Annotated in this window: 20 protein-coding genes; 5 read left to right on the forward strand and 15 right to left on the reverse strand. The window is 40.1% G+C overall.

Annotated elements, in window-relative coordinates:
- Positions 1 to 89: 89 nt before the first annotated feature.
- The 3 genes from AC3WTL_RS08295 to AC3WTL_RS08305 all read right to left on the reverse strand — a co-directional run bounded on the left by AC3WTL_RS08295 (position 90) and on the right by AC3WTL_RS08305 (position 1,804).
- Positions 90 to 848: an enoyl-CoA hydratase/isomerase family protein gene (locus AC3WTL_RS08295; RefSeq protein ID WP_248346867.1), complete on the reverse strand. Its 759-nt coding sequence runs from the start codon at positions 846 to 848 to the stop codon at positions 90 to 92.
- Positions 849 to 987: 139 nt separating this feature from the next.
- Positions 988 to 1,161 (reverse strand): 50S ribosomal protein L32, encoded by a 174-nt coding sequence (gene rpmF / locus AC3WTL_RS08300; RefSeq protein WP_009791160.1) that lies wholly within the window; start codon positions 1,159 to 1,161, stop codon positions 988 to 990.
- Between the two features lie 118 nt (positions 1,162 to 1,279).
- Entirely contained in the window at positions 1,280 to 1,804 is a 525-nt protein-coding gene (locus AC3WTL_RS08305) for a YceD family protein (RefSeq protein ID WP_048011377.1), read from the reverse strand.
- Between the two features lie 228 nt (positions 1,805 to 2,032).
- On the opposite strand from AC3WTL_RS08305, the gene AC3WTL_RS08310 reads away from it, so the two are divergent.
- The gene (locus AC3WTL_RS08310) at positions 2,033 to 3,247 is read left to right on the forward strand and encodes a nucleotidyltransferase (protein WP_248346865.1); all 1,215 of its coding nucleotides are present in this window, start codon (positions 2,033 to 2,035) and stop codon (positions 3,245 to 3,247) included.
- A gap of 107 nt (positions 3,248 to 3,354) precedes the next feature.
- Here AC3WTL_RS08310 and AC3WTL_RS08315 read toward each other — a convergent pair whose 3' ends face one another.
- Together AC3WTL_RS08315 and AC3WTL_RS08320 are read right to left on the reverse strand one after the other, a co-directional pair.
- Positions 3,355 to 4,365, reverse strand: coding sequence for a SepM family pheromone-processing serine protease (locus tag AC3WTL_RS08315; protein WP_163143059.1), 1,011 nt, complete (start codon positions 4,363 to 4,365; stop codon positions 3,355 to 3,357).
- The gene (locus tag AC3WTL_RS08320) at positions 4,362 to 5,153 is read right to left on the reverse strand and encodes a patatin-like phospholipase family protein (RefSeq protein ID WP_197247938.1); all 792 of its coding nucleotides are present in this window, start codon (positions 5,151 to 5,153) and stop codon (positions 4,362 to 4,364) included. Before AC3WTL_RS08320 ends, AC3WTL_RS08315 begins: the two co-directional genes overlap by 4 nt.
- Positions 5,154 to 5,480: 327 nt before the next feature.
- Here AC3WTL_RS08320 and ylbJ point away from each other — a divergent pair, with 327 nt between their 5' ends.
- Complete coding sequence (gene ylbJ / locus AC3WTL_RS08325; protein ID WP_048011381.1) at positions 5,481 to 6,698, forward strand: sporulation integral membrane protein YlbJ; 1,218 nt, start codon at positions 5,481 to 5,483, stop codon at positions 6,696 to 6,698.
- Positions 6,699 to 6,776: 78 nt separating this feature from the next.
- Here ylbJ and coaD read toward each other — a convergent pair whose 3' ends face one another.
- The 3 genes from coaD to AC3WTL_RS08340 all read right to left on the reverse strand — a co-directional run bounded on the left by coaD (position 6,777) and on the right by AC3WTL_RS08340 (position 9,628).
- Positions 6,777 to 7,256 (reverse strand): pantetheine-phosphate adenylyltransferase, encoded by a 480-nt coding sequence (gene coaD, locus AC3WTL_RS08330; protein WP_048011382.1) that lies wholly within the window; start codon positions 7,254 to 7,256, stop codon positions 6,777 to 6,779.
- A gap of 59 nt (positions 7,257 to 7,315) precedes the next feature.
- The gene (gene rsmD / locus AC3WTL_RS08335) at positions 7,316 to 7,870 is read right to left on the reverse strand and encodes a 16S rRNA (guanine(966)-N(2))-methyltransferase RsmD (protein WP_163143053.1); all 555 of its coding nucleotides are present in this window, start codon (positions 7,868 to 7,870) and stop codon (positions 7,316 to 7,318) included.
- Positions 7,871 to 8,224: 354 nt separating this feature from the next.
- On the reverse strand, positions 8,225 to 9,628 hold the full coding sequence (locus AC3WTL_RS08340) for a stalk domain-containing protein (RefSeq protein WP_492369279.1): 1,404 nt from the start codon (positions 9,626 to 9,628) through the stop codon (positions 8,225 to 8,227).
- A 185-nt stretch (positions 9,629 to 9,813) separates the two neighbouring features.
- On the opposite strand from AC3WTL_RS08340, the gene AC3WTL_RS08345 reads away from it, so the two are divergent.
- Entirely contained in the window at positions 9,814 to 10,203 is a 390-nt protein-coding gene (locus AC3WTL_RS08345) for a DUF7147 family protein (protein WP_226619997.1), read from the forward strand.
- A 38-nt stretch (positions 10,204 to 10,241) separates the two neighbouring features.
- On the opposite strand, the gene AC3WTL_RS08350 is transcribed toward AC3WTL_RS08345, so the two are convergent.
- From AC3WTL_RS08350 to AC3WTL_RS08370, 5 genes are all read right to left on the reverse strand, one after another.
- Complete coding sequence (locus tag AC3WTL_RS08350; protein ID WP_009330926.1) at positions 10,242 to 10,517, reverse strand: YlbG family protein; 276 nt, start codon at positions 10,515 to 10,517, stop codon at positions 10,242 to 10,244.
- A gap of 160 nt (positions 10,518 to 10,677) precedes the next feature.
- Positions 10,678 to 11,115 (reverse strand): YlbF/YmcA family competence regulator, encoded by a 438-nt coding sequence (locus AC3WTL_RS08355; RefSeq protein WP_163143047.1) that lies wholly within the window; start codon positions 11,113 to 11,115, stop codon positions 10,678 to 10,680.
- A gap of 59 nt (positions 11,116 to 11,174) precedes the next feature.
- Positions 11,175 to 11,606, reverse strand: coding sequence for a hypothetical protein (locus AC3WTL_RS08360; RefSeq protein WP_226619998.1), 432 nt, complete (start codon positions 11,604 to 11,606; stop codon positions 11,175 to 11,177).
- A gap of 116 nt (positions 11,607 to 11,722) precedes the next feature.
- Positions 11,723 to 11,965 (reverse strand): YlbE-like family protein, encoded by a 243-nt coding sequence (locus AC3WTL_RS08365; RefSeq protein ID WP_048011183.1) that lies wholly within the window; start codon positions 11,963 to 11,965, stop codon positions 11,723 to 11,725.
- A 12-nt stretch (positions 11,966 to 11,977) separates the two neighbouring features.
- Positions 11,978 to 12,385: a YlbD family protein gene (locus tag AC3WTL_RS08370; RefSeq protein ID WP_252221429.1), complete on the reverse strand. Its 408-nt coding sequence runs from the start codon at positions 12,383 to 12,385 to the stop codon at positions 11,978 to 11,980.
- A 160-nt stretch (positions 12,386 to 12,545) separates the two neighbouring features.
- Between AC3WTL_RS08370 and AC3WTL_RS08375 the strand changes: the two genes are divergently transcribed.
- Together AC3WTL_RS08375 and AC3WTL_RS08380 are read left to right on the forward strand one after the other, a co-directional pair.
- Positions 12,546 to 13,043: a PaaI family thioesterase gene (locus AC3WTL_RS08375; protein WP_197214790.1), complete on the forward strand. Its 498-nt coding sequence runs from the start codon at positions 12,546 to 12,548 to the stop codon at positions 13,041 to 13,043.
- Positions 13,044 to 13,057: 14 nt separating this feature from the next.
- Positions 13,058 to 13,432: a hypothetical protein gene (locus AC3WTL_RS08380; RefSeq protein ID WP_248346855.1), complete on the forward strand. Its 375-nt coding sequence runs from the start codon at positions 13,058 to 13,060 to the stop codon at positions 13,430 to 13,432.
- Between the two features lie 12 nt (positions 13,433 to 13,444).
- Here AC3WTL_RS08380 and AC3WTL_RS08385 read toward each other — a convergent pair whose 3' ends face one another.
- Together AC3WTL_RS08385 and AC3WTL_RS08390 are read right to left on the reverse strand one after the other, a co-directional pair.
- The gene (locus AC3WTL_RS08385; protein WP_248346853.1) at positions 13,445 to 14,485 is read right to left on the reverse strand and encodes a CAP domain-containing protein; all 1,041 of its coding nucleotides are present in this window, start codon (positions 14,483 to 14,485) and stop codon (positions 13,445 to 13,447) included.
- A 208-nt stretch (positions 14,486 to 14,693) separates the two neighbouring features.
- Entirely contained in the window at positions 14,694 to 15,125 is a 432-nt protein-coding gene (locus AC3WTL_RS08390; RefSeq protein ID WP_048011188.1) for a CBS domain-containing protein, read from the reverse strand.
- Between the last annotated feature and the right edge of the window lie 12 nt (positions 15,126 to 15,137).

Genomic DNA, 15,137 nt, shown 5'->3' on the forward strand with positions numbered 1-15,137 from the left:
TTTTTCTTTATACATATGCCAATGCTAGAAAAGATAGACTGATATCATATTATAAAATGTAACTTTATTCATCCCCGCAAAGAATACGCTTATGGCTTATTCAGGAAGCTGTCAACTTTGGCATGGTGTGCTTCTCCTTCCCATAAAACCGAACAGCGGCGCACTTCCTGGTCAATTCTCTCTTCTAAGCCTGCATTCGCCCACTTATTTACAAGAAGATCTTTATAAGCTTCCAATACCGCACTCTCAAGTCTGAGCATTCTTTCCAGAAAACTCAGACACCCATCGGTTGAATCCCCTTGAAAGACTGAATGTACGAAACCTAATTCTTTTAATTCCCCTTCAGTATATAATTTTCCTTCCATCAGCATTCTCATCGCATTGGCAGGAAGCATCTTTTCCATAATAATGGAACCGCCGCCCCAGCCGGTTGTAATGGCTAAAGTTCCCTGAATGAAACCTGCTTTTATTCCCGCTTTAGCAATTCGGTAATCACATGCAGCAGCCAGCTCACAGCCTCCGCCGACAGCTGTTCCATTCAATATGGCAATAGTTGGTTTACGCAAGAATAGCAATTTTTTTAAAAGAGCAGCCATTCTGCTTAGCATTCCAAAGGCTTCATTTTCTGTCTTTAAACTGTGAAAGGAAGATAGATCCCCTCCTGAGCAAAAAGCCTGGTCTCCCTCACCCGTAATCGCAAGCACCTTAACTGATTGCTTACCAGCCATATGAATTGCGGTCTCCAGACCATCCATAACCTCATAGTTTATGGCATTTCTTTTTTCAGGCCTGTTAATCCTGAAAATTAACAGTCCATTCTCATATTCTTCAATTATGTAAGGTTTCATGGGTGCCCCCTTAAATTTTGATTAAACTATTTTTAATATTAGCAAAAAAATAGACAGGCTTGTACTTATAATGATTATATCGATGCTTTAAAACGACAAAAGCACAAGAACTAAGTTCTTGTGCTTTGTATCTAAAGGATTAGTCGTTAACTACTTCTTTTCCTTTGTAAGTTCCGCAAGCTTTGCAAACGCGGTGAGCAAGTTTCATTTCACCACAGTTTGGGCATTCCACCATACCAGGAACCTGTAATTTAAAATGGGTACGACGTTTTCTCTTCGCAGTTTTAGATGTTCTTCTAAAAGGTACAGCCATTCTTCCCACCTCCTTAAAGAGTATTAGAGGATGTCCATAGGAATTGGACAAACCCATTAAGAAAGTTATGAAGGCCAGAGCAAGCTGGTGTCTTCAAGTGCTTCTTGTTTTTCTTCCGTTATGAATCGGAAGAAGGATCATTCTGATCAAAAAATTGAGCAAGTCCGGCAAGACGAGGATCTACTTTATCCTGTTTATCCTGCTCATGAATGACCTCCCAATCCTTACCGGATTGCGGAGCTCCCTCTTCACTGCTGTCTTCGCAGAAAACTTGCATTGGGACTTCGAGTAAAAGGATCTCATGAAGGATCGGATTTAAATCAATCACATCCCCTTTTACCTGGTGAACTTCCTCTTCAGTCTCATAATCGGGACCTTTTAAGAGGAAAGTTTCAGTTGTTTCAACATTAATTGGATAATTTACGTCAACTAAAGTACGAGAACAAGGCAGTATTAAATGACCCTTTATAGTTAAATGAAAGGTCACTTTGGCAGAATCGATATCCGCACGGCCAGTCACATGCATTGGTGATGCACCGCGTATTTCCGGATTCAATTTCATGACCTCATCAGCATTGACAGTTTCATCAATGGGAAAGTCCTTGCTTCGATATTTTTGTAACTGACTTAAAGTCCATTTCATACGAATCACCCCAAGGCAACAAAGGTAATTATAGCCTTCCTATAATTATTTGTCAATATTTTTTCTTTACACTATAATGTAGCTAATATCATACTATTGAAGGCTTCTTTAGTAAAAGTTTTTTTGCGGGATTTAGAGACTTTGTCTACTGTGCAAGGCGCTCCCGCTTTTCTTTTAATACTTTTTCCAATACATATCTTTTTAAACCTTTTCGAGGAGTATGTCAATATGAAAGCAACAGGTGTAATTGTAGAATATAATCCTTTTCATAATGGCCATGCCTTCCATTTGGAGCAGGCCAAAAATATTTCAGGTGCAGAAACCATTATTGCGGTCATGAGCGGCAACTTTCTGCAGCGAGGAGAACCAGCGTTAGTTTCAAAATGGAAACGGGCAGAAATGGCACTAAAAGCGGGTGCAGATATTGTATTTGAACTTCCCTACCAGTTTGCTGTTCAGCAGGCAGATATTTTCGCAAGCGGAGCAGTATCCATACTCGAAGCAGCCGGCTGCAGCAGCTTATGCTTCGGGAGTGAATCCGGCAATATGGAAAGCTTTCACCAAACGCTGTCATTTCTCGGAAAACATCATGTTGCCTACCAGGAAAAGGTCAGAGTACACCTTGATGCAGGAGTCAGCTATCCAAAAGCAGCATCCTCGGCATTCCTTGATTTGAACCCAGAAGATGAATTGGTTGACCTTTCAAAACCGAATAACATTCTTGGGTTTCAATATTTAAATTCAGCCCGCAGGATCAATTCATCTATGCAGCTGTTTACAGTTGCAAGAAAAAGCGCAGGATATCATGACGAACAATTTTCTTCTGAATCTATAGCAAGTGCGACAAGCATAAGAAAAGCACTTTTTACCGGGAAAGGAGAAATCGAAGGCATTCGCCAATATGTTCCGGAAACTACATATCAGGGTTTACTTCAATATAAAAAAGAGTTTGGTGCATTTAATCAATGGGAACAATACTGGCCATTTTTAAAATTCCGCCTGATTCATCTAAAGCCGAAACAGTTAAGATGCATTTATGAAATGGAAGAAGGCCTGGAGCATAGGTTTTTATCAGCAGCAATTCAGGCAGAAAGCTTTCAGCAATTCATGGAAAAGATCAAAACAAAGAGGTACACATGGACAAGGCTGCAACGGGCTTGTGTACATATCCTTACGAATACAGAAAAAACAGAGATGCCCAATAAACCATTAAAAGCCGAATATCTTCGTCTTTTGGGGATGTCCAAGAATGGCAGGAAGTATTTAAACAAGTATAAGTCTGACTTAAAGCTTCCGCTGATATCAAGAATTTCATCACACGCTGCACAGCAGCTGCATTTGGATATCAAAGCCTCACGGGTATATGCAATGGGCATAAATGCTCCTGAGGAACGAAATCTTATGCAGCAGGAATTTAACCAGCCTCCCATTATGGCTGACTAAATTCTGATGTGCCTTCTCTTTTCAAGACGAATAGCTGAAGATAAAAAAGAAAAGCCAGCGGCATCTCTCGATTGCCGCTGGCTTTTTGCTGCCGGCTGCAAGTTTTTTTAATCCAGGTTTCTTAAATATTCCACTGCATCATCAAAAGTATCCACCGGAACGATTTTCATATCGGTCTTAATATCCCTTGCTGTTGCAGCAGCTGCTTTGTAATTGGAGTCTTCTGCACCATTTTCATTAGGCGCAAGGAAAATTTCTGCTCCTGCTTTGTCTGCTGCTACTATTTTTTGCTCGATCCCGCCTATTCTCCCGACTGTCCCTTCGGAATTGATTGTTCCGGTACCGGCTATTTTATAGCCTCCCGTCAAATCTTCTTTTATTAGCTGATTGTAAATTTCAAGAGAAAACATCAGTCCGGCAGAAGGGCCGCCAATTTCTTCACTGTCAATATTTACAGCCGGTTCGACCTCTATTTCTTTGTCGTCAACGAGAGTGATCCCCACGCCAGGTTTTCCTGTTTCTTCAAGTGTTATTAAAGGAATCGAGGTTTCCATCGTTTTATCCTGCCGTTCAAAAGTTAGTGTTATTTCACTGCCCTCCTGCTTATTGGAGACAGCGCTGATAAATTCATCTGAGGATTTGAACTCCCTGCCGTCCACTTTAAAGATGCGGTCACCTGCCTGAAGTTTGCCGTCAGCGGGCATATCAGGCAGCACATTAAGGACATATACGCCATTATAAAGATACTGAATGGGCAGGCCGGCTTTTTTATAGGCAGTTTCAATAGCAGCCAGTTTGGAAGTTGCCATCATATGAAGCTGCCTTACATTATACTCTTCATCTGTTTCATTTTCGGCCCGTATTTCTTCCACAGGATACAATTCCTGATACTTGCTGAATTTGGCAGCCATATATGCATATATATTCGCCCGGCCCATTCTTACAGTAGTCAGCATGAAGCTTCCTTGTTCTTCATAGCCGTTTTCCACCTCAATAATCGGTTCGAGTTCTTTTGCCATACCCGGCTTTGATACGTAATAAGGCAGATAATAAAACGAACTGGCCACAAGGATAACTGCCAAAATCAAGAAGGAACGGGTATAAAATTTGCTTCTCATGAATCAGGATGCTCCTTCCATTTAGTTATGTAATGATAAATACTGTCAATATGCTTTTTTGCTTCTTCTTCACCAATTTTGATGATTTCTTCAATGTTTGTAAATGCGCGGGAGCTATACATTTCCACCCTGGGTTTAATCATAAAATCAGAAGCAATTTCCCGGTGACTGACAAGCTCCATCTGCATGATATCCAGACTTTGCATGATTACGTCATAGATTGAGGTGATTTCCGCATTTGTTTTTACATGTGAAACATCGATAGCGATGACGATATCAGCTCCCATTTCCTTAACAACTGACACAGGAACCCTGTCCACTACTCCTCCGTCCACTAGAAGACGGCCATTTAATTTTTCAGGCACAAATATACCCGGGATGGATATGCTTGCCCTAACAGCATCAGAAATGGGCCCGCTTTTAAAAACAATTTTTTCACCAGTCATTAAATCTGTGGCCACAACATTAACAGGAATATCGAGGTCCTCGAGGTTTTTTCCATGAGTAAATATACGGATCAGTTCCTTTACTCGTTTCCCTGCCACAAAACCCATTTTAGGAACTGTAAAATCTAAATAATACTTCCTTTTAAATGCTTTGGAAAGCTTATATAAACGATCAACATCCAGCCCCGCCCCATAAAAGCAGCCTACCATGGCACCCATGCTGCTGCCGGCAATATAATCAATCGGTATGCCGGCCTCCTTGAAGACCTTGATTGCACCCAGGTGGGCGAATCCCCGAGCTCCTCCCGAACCAAGTGCCAAACCTATTTTCGGACGCTGCAAAAGACTCCCCCCCTATTAGCCAATGGCTGATTCGAACTTATGCTTATTCTATTCTTTTTATTTCCAAAAGAAGCATACAATAAAAATTTTCAGCTGAAAATTCACATATGCCTGTACCTAATTCTATGGTCTATTTTAAAGTTCTATGAGTATATTGAGTTATATGGGGACAAGACTTGACAGCACAGACTTTATAGCAGTATACCTTTGTTCCGGATTCAGAAAAAATAAATGAAAAGGCCGGAAAAAAATAGATGCAAATGATTCTTTATTTTACCATTGTTTAAATTCATTTCACAGTCAGTTCAACTTGAGGGAGGCTTGTCCGTGTTTCGTTCCAAATTAAAAACGGTTACTCTTGCACTCTCTGTAACCTTAATGGCCATCTCATTAATTTCATTTCCCCAGGAATCGGTTGATGCATCCATCAGGGGATTAGATATGTGGTGGGAAATCGTCTTCCCTTCATTGCTGCCTTTCTTCATAGTATCAGAAATGCTGATCGGCTTTGGTGTAGTGAAATTCATTGGAGTACTTCTTGAACCTTTGATGAGGCCTCTTTTCCGAGTACCTGGAGTTGGCGGGTTTGTCTGGGCAATGGGTATGGCTTCAGGCTATCCGGCCGGGGCAAAACTGACCGCAAGATTGCGGCAGGAGGGACAGCTCTCAAAAACAGAAGCAGAGCGCCTGGTTTCCTTTACTAATTGTTCAAATCCTTTGTTTATATTCGGTGCCGTTTCGGTTGGTTTTTTTAATAATGCCAAGCTTGGTGTGATATTGGCTTTGGCACATTATCTGGGTAATATAACCGTCGGTTTATTAATGAGGTTCTATGGAAAGAAGCCCAAGCAGCCTTCCCATGGTGCAAGGACGTCAAAACCATCTTTAAGGGCTGCCTTATCAGCTCTTCATCGGACAAGAATAAAAGATAATCGTCCGATAGGCAAGCTTCTTGGTGATGCAGTCATGTCTTCCATCCAGACACTTCTGATGATCGGCGGATTTATCATTTTATTCTCTGTTATTAACAAGCTCCTATTTCACATTGGAATCACGGCATTCCTTGCTAAAGGTTTAGAAGCCGTATTGTCAATATTCAGCCTGCCAGCAGAATTAAGCATCCCATTCATCTCAGGTTTGTTTGAAATAACACTTGGCAGCCAGATGACAAGCCAGGTTCAGCAGGCAACATTAATGCACCAGGTCATCATTGTCAGTTTCATACTCGCTTTCAGCGGATTCAGCGTACAGGCTCAGGTGGCGAGCATCCTGGCACAAACTGATATTAACTTCAAGCCTTTCTTCTTCGCAAGAATTGTTCATGGCTTTGCAGCTGCATTTTATGCATTCATTCTTTGGCAGCCAATTTATGAACGCTATTACAATACAGAGCAGCCATCCAATGCCATTCCAGTCGGCTTTTTTGAGAAATACTCGTTTCTCGGTAAATTAATGGATGGATTCGTCTCATCCGGACCGATTATTACTATACTCGCACTTTCAGTTTATACATTAATGCTCGCCAGGCGTTTGGATAGGAAGTAACAGCAAAACGGGTACCTATCAGGCACCCGTTTTGTTAAACCCCATACAATCAGCAGGTAAGACATCTCCGCTGATTAATTATTGAAACTTGTTTTTTAGAGCTTTTTCAACAATGTCAGGAACTAGTTCTGATATGTCCCCGTTGTATTTTGCCACTTCTTTCACAATACTTGAGCTTAAAAACGAATATTGATTGTTAGTCATAATAAAAAAGGTTTCCACTTCATCATTTAAGACTCTGTTCATGGATGTGATCTGCATTTCATATTCAAAATCAGAAACTGCGCGAAGGCCTCGAATAACAGCATTTGCATTTACCGATTTTGCATAATCCATCAGCAGCCCCTGAAATGAATCGACTTTAACATTCTTAAGATCCTTTGTAACTTCCTCTATCAGCTGAATTCTTTCTTCAACACTAAAAAGAGGGTTTTTTGAAGAATTATTTAATACAACTACATAAACCTGTTCGAATACCTTTGCCGCTCTTTTAATAATATCCAGATGGCCGTAAGTAATTGGATCGAAGCTGCCTGGACAAACCGCGATGCCTCCCATTGTTATCCCCCTGTCATGTTCTTATTATGTATATTTTCCATTAGCTTTCCCAGTATGTATTATTCAGCCCAGCTGTAAATAGAGATTGAAATTATCCCATAATTTTCATGTTTCTGCTGAACTAGTCTTCCAACAGTTTCAGGGAGCTCCACATCTGATCCATGTTCGCATAGAATCGTTCCCTGATCCGAAAGCAGATTATTCTCATCAATTACATTGAGAAGCTTAAGCAGCTGCTGCTTTCGGTATGGCGGATCGAGAAATATATAATCAAAAGCCAGATCTCTTTTTAAAATTGCCTTGAGTGCACGATCCGCATCATTTCGATATATTTCCGCCTTTTCTTCAAAATCGCAATTCCGAATATTTTCATGGATGGTCTGAATGGCCTTTCCGTCCCTATCCACAAAAATGACCTTCTCTGCTCCTCTGCTCAGAGCTTCAATGCCAAGGCCGCCGCTGCCTGCAAATAAATCAAGCCCTTGGCCACCGTCAAAATAAGGCCCAATTATATTAAAAATAGCTTCTTTTACTTTATCAGTAGTCGGACGGGTTGAGCTGCCCGGAACAGCTTTTAATATCTTTCCTTTTCTAGTTCCCGATACCACTCGCATACGATCACCACTAACCTGCAATATTTCAATTTTCCACACTGTCGAAATGGAAAACTGTTTTTTTCTATCCTATCCTACCATATCTTACAATTTGTAGCCAACCGGCAATTTGTAAGCGAAATCATCCGCTGGAAAAAAATATAGCAGGATGTGTATATCCATGAGGATTGTGGAAATAATGTAATTAACAGCATCTATTCAAGGATGTTGTTGCCAACCGCGGAGAAGACTTACGTTTCCCCATAAGTTCTTCCTCCGGTTTCTCCTCTCCCTTTGCCTTCTATCCTGAAAAGGATATAGAAGGACCCTGCAGTTAACTGCAGGGCTTTTTATTTTGTATTTATTAAGGTACTGTTAGGGAGTCAGGTGAATCCCGACTTCTCTTTCTTCAGCAGTCACTCCGAAAAGTGCTTTAAACCATTGGATTTCCATCCATACAGTTCCGTTTTGCCTGGTTAATGGATTCATAAGCAATCCATAATCTTCTTCATTATAGATAAAAACATTTTTATTCAAATAAAACCGATAACTGTTCTTCCCTTTTGACACAAGCAGCGTTTCCTCACCGGAAAGGACCTTGACTTCATATCCTAATGCCTGCATCGCGGCTGTAAATGGCAGAAAGATCTTCCCATCCCTATATACTAAATTTATGCTCGCCTTCTCAGCACCAGATACCCATAAGTTTTTTTCTTCCTGAAAATACAGCGGGGCAAGCGGTGCTTCGTTATTGATATTCATCGTGAAAAATTGCGTGTGAAGACCTTTAGCATTGCCTAAAAGCTTGTCCAGCTTTTCTGCATCCAGAGAATCCGCCTGGAATACATTAATAAGATAATTTTTTAGTTCATCTTCGGTCAACTCTCCCTGCAATTCCTGCAGGGCTATTCTTCCTTTCGTTGAGCCGGGTTTTAAATCCAATAATCCTGCTGCGAATGCATCAATAATCCAATCAGGATAGCCATCTGCAAATTTTCTCTGAAACTGCAAAGCTATAAGCTTTTTTTCCAGCTCGCCAACTTTAATGTGTGGAGGTGCAATCAGGATATTTTCATCCATATATTCAGGATAGCGATCGGTAAGGATAATCGACATAAATGGAACATTCCCGATGTCATTCAGTTTTTTAAAATCCAAGCTGGCTGCCCGAATACCTGCTGTGTATGCATCTGTGTTGTTTATAGCTGTCTTCAAAAGCGGTTCCGCTTGCCAGTAAAGTGATGGAACATTTCCATAGCCCTCGAAATAATAATAATCGATATGATCTAATTTCTTTTGGGCTTTTAGCTTGATTCCCGCAGCCCAGGACCCCTCTCTTTTGAAAGAATCCGAAATTGATATGGACAAGCCTTCAGCCTTTATTCCGGGAATTTTAACAAACCAATCCGTTAACAAGAATGCTTTCTTCTTTTCATTTATCGGTACAGTATACTCAAATATCATCTGATCATCAGCAGAAAAAAATGTATAATGACTTTCGTCTGCTGAATCACAGGCTTTTCCGGTTCCAGTTTTGCAATTCCATTTAAATAGGGTGTCAGGGATATCAAGCCTATATCCTTTTCGGGCAACAAGTCCGTTTAACTTTTGAGTGATTTTTAGCTCTTTCGGATGCGTTTCAACTATGATTTCCTGTGTAATCGCCCGGGAACTCTTCTTGGCAATCGCATGCTCAGAATAAGCCTGCCACTGCCACAGCACCATACCTGAAATAATTCCAGACAAAATTAAAAAAATAAATAAAGATGCCTTCCACATTGCTATGCCCTCTTAGTCATTTTTCTTTTAACCTAACAATACCAAAGGGAAGGTCATCAGTCACATTAATTTTTATTAATTTTATGATTTTTTTCCATTCTATTTTTATGCTGAAAATGATAAAGTATGGATGGACAAAAATCATTTAATAAGTGAATGCTATGAGTTTTAAGGAGGTTCTAATTTTGATACAGCGTTTTATAGAAATTGGCGAGGGATACTCAGATATTTATGAATTAATTGAAATTGCGCGGGCGAACAAGCATCGATTGTCCCACATGGCCGCTTTCCATACGAGCATCAATAATAGAGAAATGACATCCCTGGCAGTCATATTGAAGCCGACAGACCCGGGAGAATTTCAGCCGTTATATATTTGCCGTGAAGGGATTCCGAATCCAAAGTCAGTGCCAAATAAAAGGTATGATTTATTCGAGGACGCTGCGAAAGAAATGAATAAAGAAATTATTCAGCTGACAGTAAAGCCTTCTGCTATTTTTAATGAAAAGGAATTATATTATCAATATTTGATTGGAATTCTAAGGCTTAATCATTTTATTGCACCTTTGCAATAGATGAGAAAAAAAAGGCATGAGCTTTTGCTCACGCCTTTTTATATTCCCATCTTATAATCATATTCTTTAGCCTTGTCCGGTTTGGAATTTTCAAATTCCGTTTTAAGGAACGGCTTATAGGATGGTTCAACTTTTTTAACAAAAGAATATGAATTTATCTTCTCCATAATTGTTTCCGTATCTGCAAGATCACAGTATAGCACTACATATTTGAGCCGTTTTGAAACATAATGAACATTTCCAAATCTTCTTAACATTTTTGCCTGCTTTAAAGAATAAAGCCATACGATTATACCTTGCCTTTGACCAAGCATATAGTTTTCCCCTTCAGTGATCGTTTGTTTTATTTAGTCTAGCATAGAAAAATAACTGTTTTCAATGGGAAGGTTCAAACTGCATAATTTATTTAAAAAGAAAAAACCAGCATTAGCTGGTTTTATAAACGATGCCTCGGAACAGAGTACTTACTTTTGTCTAAGAACAGCCACAGCTGCCTCCAGAACCGCAGCCTCCTCCGCAGCTTGATTCAAAGAAAGGATTGCCGGTGGGGACTTTAATGTGTTCGGATACAGAACGTCCTATCAGCATGCTTACCTCATCCAAGAGGGTTTGCAGGCCGGTCTCTGCTCTTCTGAATTCCGCCACATGGATATCCATGTCCATGTCGCGCTTCAGCTCTCTAATAGACATCATCACCCTCTTATACTCTGGATGATATTTGCCAAATCGCTGAACTTCTTCATACAGTTCTTTCATTTTGATAAAATCCTGTATCTTCCTTTGAGTTTCCCGGCTGTTCTTTAATTTATATAAACTTTTGCGGTAATGTTCCGCTTCCTCAGATTCTATAATCATCGCTGCAAGTTCGTCAGCTTTGTCCAAAATAGCCATTCTTTCTAATGTAGCAAGCAAAATAGCCCACCTCCGTTTCTTATTTTATCATGAAACGGTTTAAAGCTAAAGCAAGTAGACTAAGGGATCACCACAAGAAAATCTTTTTTTAAAGAGGCTTCAGCACTGTTGCCTTTAACAAGTTCCAGTCCGATTCGATGTTTTCCTGAAGGAAGCCCTTTGATAATAAAAGCAGCTGAATGGATTTCATCCTTCTTCTTTCCGTTAATATACAGGATAATTTTTCCTTTTTCTTTGCTGCTCTGCTTTCTAAAGGACACATCCTGCACAATACATTCAACAAAGACATCTTTTCCTTTTGTTTGATGTCTTACAAAAAATGGATCCACGGCAGAACTTTCCATACCCGAAACTTGCAATAGCTGTTCTGCTTTAACTGCATTCACCGTAAAATTGGCTTCCGCTTTTGTTTCGGGCTCAGGAATATCTTTCTGGCACGCTGCAAGAACAAATATTACCAGCAATATAAAAATGTATTTTTGCCTTTTCATTATTTTACACTCCTTTAGGATGTCTTCCGTAACGCTCTAATAAAGTTAGTGTTTGCCCGGCTGCTTATTTTTACTCTATAACAAATAAAAAGCTCTCTCCTGTGCGAGAAAGCTTTCTAATTGGATTGAGAATTCATGGCCTGAAACATGCTCATCATCATGGAGGCCATTTGCACTCCATTCGTGAATTTTTCAACCTGATGGGGGATTGTTTTTTTATAATAGTGCAGTGCGGCCACTTCCAGAGATTGAATTTCGTTTGGATTTCTGCTCAGTTTTCTATACCAATAAGGCTGCTCACGGATAAATTGCCTAAGATCCTGCTTTTGTTCAAGATACTCGACGATATCTTTTCTCATTTGATTGACCCCTTAATCCTTTTTAAATGTAAAAGGGCTGCTTGATTTAGTCATACTTGGCTTTGAGCCTCCTGATGGTTTCTGGCCGCCGCCCTGGAATTGCGAAATAACCCCTTGCACAGCTGAAAGTGCCTGGCTGAGATTACTGATGTAACCCTGCATTTGATTCGCATCCATTTGCTTAAGGGTCCCCATAATGCTGCCCATCCAGTCACTTTTTTTCTCTTCTGTCTTTTGTGTATTATCTTTGTTTTCTCTATAGGAATCCCACCTTGAATCTTCTTCCCCAAGCAAATACCAATCCTCATATAATTCTTGCCACGTTGCATTTCCATCCCTGACTTCTTTGATGACCCGGGGATTCTGTTTAACAAACTCTTTAAACTTTTCAACAGAGGGATGAAGCTTCGTTTTGGTCATGAAATATCACCTCGTTCTAATGCAAATGCCTATAATACCATATGAATATGAATGAAAAAGGTGAATATTTATGTCTGCTTTAATTGGTCCATTAAAATTCAAAAATTCAGCCATTAATGGTAATATATGAATGCAGAAACATATTGAAAGGTGAATAATAATGAATCGAGATCTTATGGAATTATTTGATCAGTGCACCAGGAATGCGACTGACGAAGAATTAACTGCTTTAGAATCCCTGCTTTTAGGTTTTCATAAAAAACAAACCGGCAAAAACAGCTCTTATATTGGCGGACTGCTCCATATGGAACGGCACATAACTGAAGAGGAATGCATACTGACAGTTCCTTTAAGTAAGATCGTCAATAATCCGCTAGGAATTCTCCATGGGGGAATAACCGCTACAATTATTGATTCTGCAATGGGAACACTTGCGGCTTCGCTGCTTCCTGAGGGTTTTGGTGCAGTTACGACACAGTTGAATATTCATTATCTTGCAGTCGGCAAAGGGGAATACGTAACATGCAAAGCGACAATTGACCATAAGGGAACAAAAAGCATGGTATTATCTGCAGATGTACTCCGTTCTGATGGAAGAAAAATTGCACAGGCAACAGGCAGCTTTTTTATCATCGAAAAGAAAAATGTAAATAATTAAAGGCAGGTGGGAAGATGGTCACCGCTATCGTTATTCCAATTATTTGCCTTTATTTTTATTGGCTGACAAAAAAGGAAATGCGGGAAGGTCATGAGAAGTGGGAGAGCCTTGCAGATGTTCCCGAGGAAGCCATTATTTCAGGCGAAGTCATCCATCTTAGCGAGAGCAGGCAGCGCTATAATTACAGCCGCTATGTACATGTTCTTGAACTGACCGTCCGAACAAAGGGCCTCAAGCATTCAAATATAAAAAAAATTACTCCTTTAATGACTAATGCTTCAATTCCTTCTGTCAAGATCGGTGATTCTGTCCACTTGTATGGAAATTGGAAGGATGACTATTTTCAGGTTGGGCGGATTCAGATTGCTAATAGTAAAAAAGAGCCTTAATATAGGCTCTTTTCACTTTTTACCTTCTCCATCAGCTTTTTTTATGAAATTTTGCGTATAATGCTTTTTATAAACTCCAACTCCAAGATGGGTAAACTCTTCTTTCAGCAGACTATCCCGATGGCCTTTGCTGTTAAGCCATCCTTCAACAACAGCGGGAGCATCTGTATAATTTGCAGCTATGTTTTCCCCCGCAGCCTCATATGAGACCTCCACAGCTTCAAGCCGGTCCGCCAAATCGCCGTAAGTTTTAGAAGTATGAGAAAAGTCTTTTGTTTCATACATATCTTTGCTATGAGCTAAAGCTGCCGCTGCAGTCAGATCATCCCATTTCAGCGGCTGTATATTGTGTCTGACTCTTATAACATTGGTAATGTCGAAAATTTGCTTCTCTTTCGCTCTCTCCACTTCGTCTTCAAAAGCAGGAGAAGGCAAAGGGGGCTCCAATAATTCACCACGGTAAACCATTTCATACGGGCGAAGCTTAATTAAAGTGGCTGCATCCATTAACCTCACGCTGGAAAGCGTCCCTGTAAATCTATCTATATTAAGCTGTGCATAGTACTCACCAACCATAACAAGCGGCCTTGTATTAAGGTCATCTTCAGATAACTCGAAACGGTATGAGCTGTCTTTTACTTTGAGACTGAATTCCGTTTCAAAAAAGACGGATGAATATAATTCACCAATTGGCTGCCCTATTTTGAAAGGATAAATGTCTGAATCTTCGCCTGTCGCAAACAAACTAACCACTTTATTATTGCTGACGCCAGCCTGAATATACTCAGTGCCGCTTTTATTATATATCCACCAATCGTATCCATAAAAAGAGGGATCTATTCTGGACGGCTCTCCCAAACTTTCTTTAAGCTCCCCAGCTGATTTTCCCATTAGTGAGGCCACACCCTTTTCAGGAAACCCCGTATTGGAAGATAAGTTATTTTCCTTATTATTTATATCCTTTATTGTATTTTCCTGACTGACAAGGATCTCCCCTTTATCTTTACGCCCAATATCGATGTAAAAACCTGCTGCCAGAAAAATGCAAATCAATATTAAAATTCGGAAAAGTGCTCTCAGAGAACCGTACCTCCCTTCTTTTACTCGCTGTATTCAAGCAGGCGTAATGCTAAATGGAATCTAAATAAATTATTGCAAATATACTATTAATCATACCATTAGGTGTATTGTTTATCTATTATTTTCAATTAGTTCTGTAACAGCATTTGCTGCAAAAAAAGAACACCCAGATGGTGTCCTCTTAATGCTGTGCTTCAGTTTCGTGTTTAGAAATATCAGTAAGAGCTTCTCCAGCCTGGTCATCTGTTAAATGACGCACGGCAAAGTCACCTAGTGATACTATCCCCACAAGCTTGTCACCTTCCACAACAGGAAGCCTGCGGATTTGATGTTCTGCCATCAAGCGGGCTGCTTCCCGAGACTCTGTATCCCTCGATACAGTTACTAAATGGCTGCTCATAATATCTTCTACCTTAGAAGAAGCAGGGTGTTTTTCTGCTACACAGCGAAGTACGATATCCCGGTCAGTTATCATTCCGACGAGTTTATCATTATCCACAATCGGGATAGCCCCTACGTTTAGTTCTTTCATCTTAACTGCCACTTCATAAACATTGTCCAATAGAGAACAGCTTTCAACCTCGTCTGTCATAATATCGCGGATTTTTTCCATTTTTTATCCTCC

The organism is Cytobacillus sp. EB106-05-05-XG126, from assembly GCF_058791715.1.

What these genes read in the sequence shown, in the direction of transcription:
- AC3WTL_RS08295 (WP_248346867.1), bottom strand. Translation starts at nt 848, where the DNA reads ATGAAACCTTACATAATTGAAGAATATGAGAATGGACTGTTAATTTTC.
- rpmF (WP_009791160.1), bottom strand. Translation starts at nt 1,161, where the DNA reads ATGGCTGTACCTTTTAGAAGAACATCTAAAACTGCGAAGAGAAAACGT.
- AC3WTL_RS08305 (WP_048011377.1), bottom strand. Translation starts at nt 1,804, where the DNA reads ATGAAATGGACTTTAAGTCAGTTACAAAAATATCGAAGCAAGGACTTT.
- AC3WTL_RS08310 (WP_248346865.1), top strand. Translation starts at nt 2,033, where the DNA reads ATGAAAGCAACAGGTGTAATTGTAGAATATAATCCTTTTCATAATGGC.
- AC3WTL_RS08315 (WP_163143059.1), bottom strand. Translation starts at nt 4,365, where the DNA reads ATGAGAAGCAAATTTTATACCCGTTCCTTCTTGATTTTGGCAGTTATC.
- coaD (WP_048011382.1), bottom strand. Translation starts at nt 7,256, where the DNA reads ATGGGAGGCATCGCGGTTTGTCCAGGCAGCTTCGATCCAATTACTTAC.
- rsmD (WP_163143053.1), bottom strand. Translation starts at nt 7,870, where the DNA reads ATGCGAGTGGTATCGGGAACTAGAAAAGGAAAGATATTAAAAGCTGTT.
- AC3WTL_RS08340 (WP_492369279.1), bottom strand. Translation starts at nt 9,628, where the DNA reads ATGTGGAAGGCATCTTTATTTATTTTTTTAATTTTGTCTGGAATTATT.
- AC3WTL_RS08350 (WP_009330926.1), bottom strand. Translation starts at nt 10,517, where the DNA reads ATGCTTGGTCAAAGGCAAGGTATAATCGTATGGCTTTATTCTTTAAAG.
- AC3WTL_RS08360 (WP_226619998.1), bottom strand. Translation starts at nt 11,606, where the DNA reads ATGAAAAGGCAAAAATACATTTTTATATTGCTGGTAATATTTGTTCTT.
- AC3WTL_RS08365 (WP_048011183.1), bottom strand. Translation starts at nt 11,965, where the DNA reads ATGAGAAAAGATATCGTCGAGTATCTTGAACAAAAGCAGGATCTTAGG.
- AC3WTL_RS08370 (WP_252221429.1), bottom strand. Translation starts at nt 12,385, where the DNA reads ATGACCAAAACGAAGCTTCATCCCTCTGTTGAAAAGTTTAAAGAGTTT.
- AC3WTL_RS08375 (WP_197214790.1), top strand. Translation starts at nt 12,546, where the DNA reads ATGAATCGAGATCTTATGGAATTATTTGATCAGTGCACCAGGAATGCG.
- AC3WTL_RS08380 (WP_248346855.1), top strand. Translation starts at nt 13,058, where the DNA reads ATGGTCACCGCTATCGTTATTCCAATTATTTGCCTTTATTTTTATTGG.
- AC3WTL_RS08390 (WP_048011188.1), bottom strand. Translation starts at nt 15,125, where the DNA reads ATGGAAAAAATCCGCGATATTATGACAGACGAGGTTGAAAGCTGTTCT.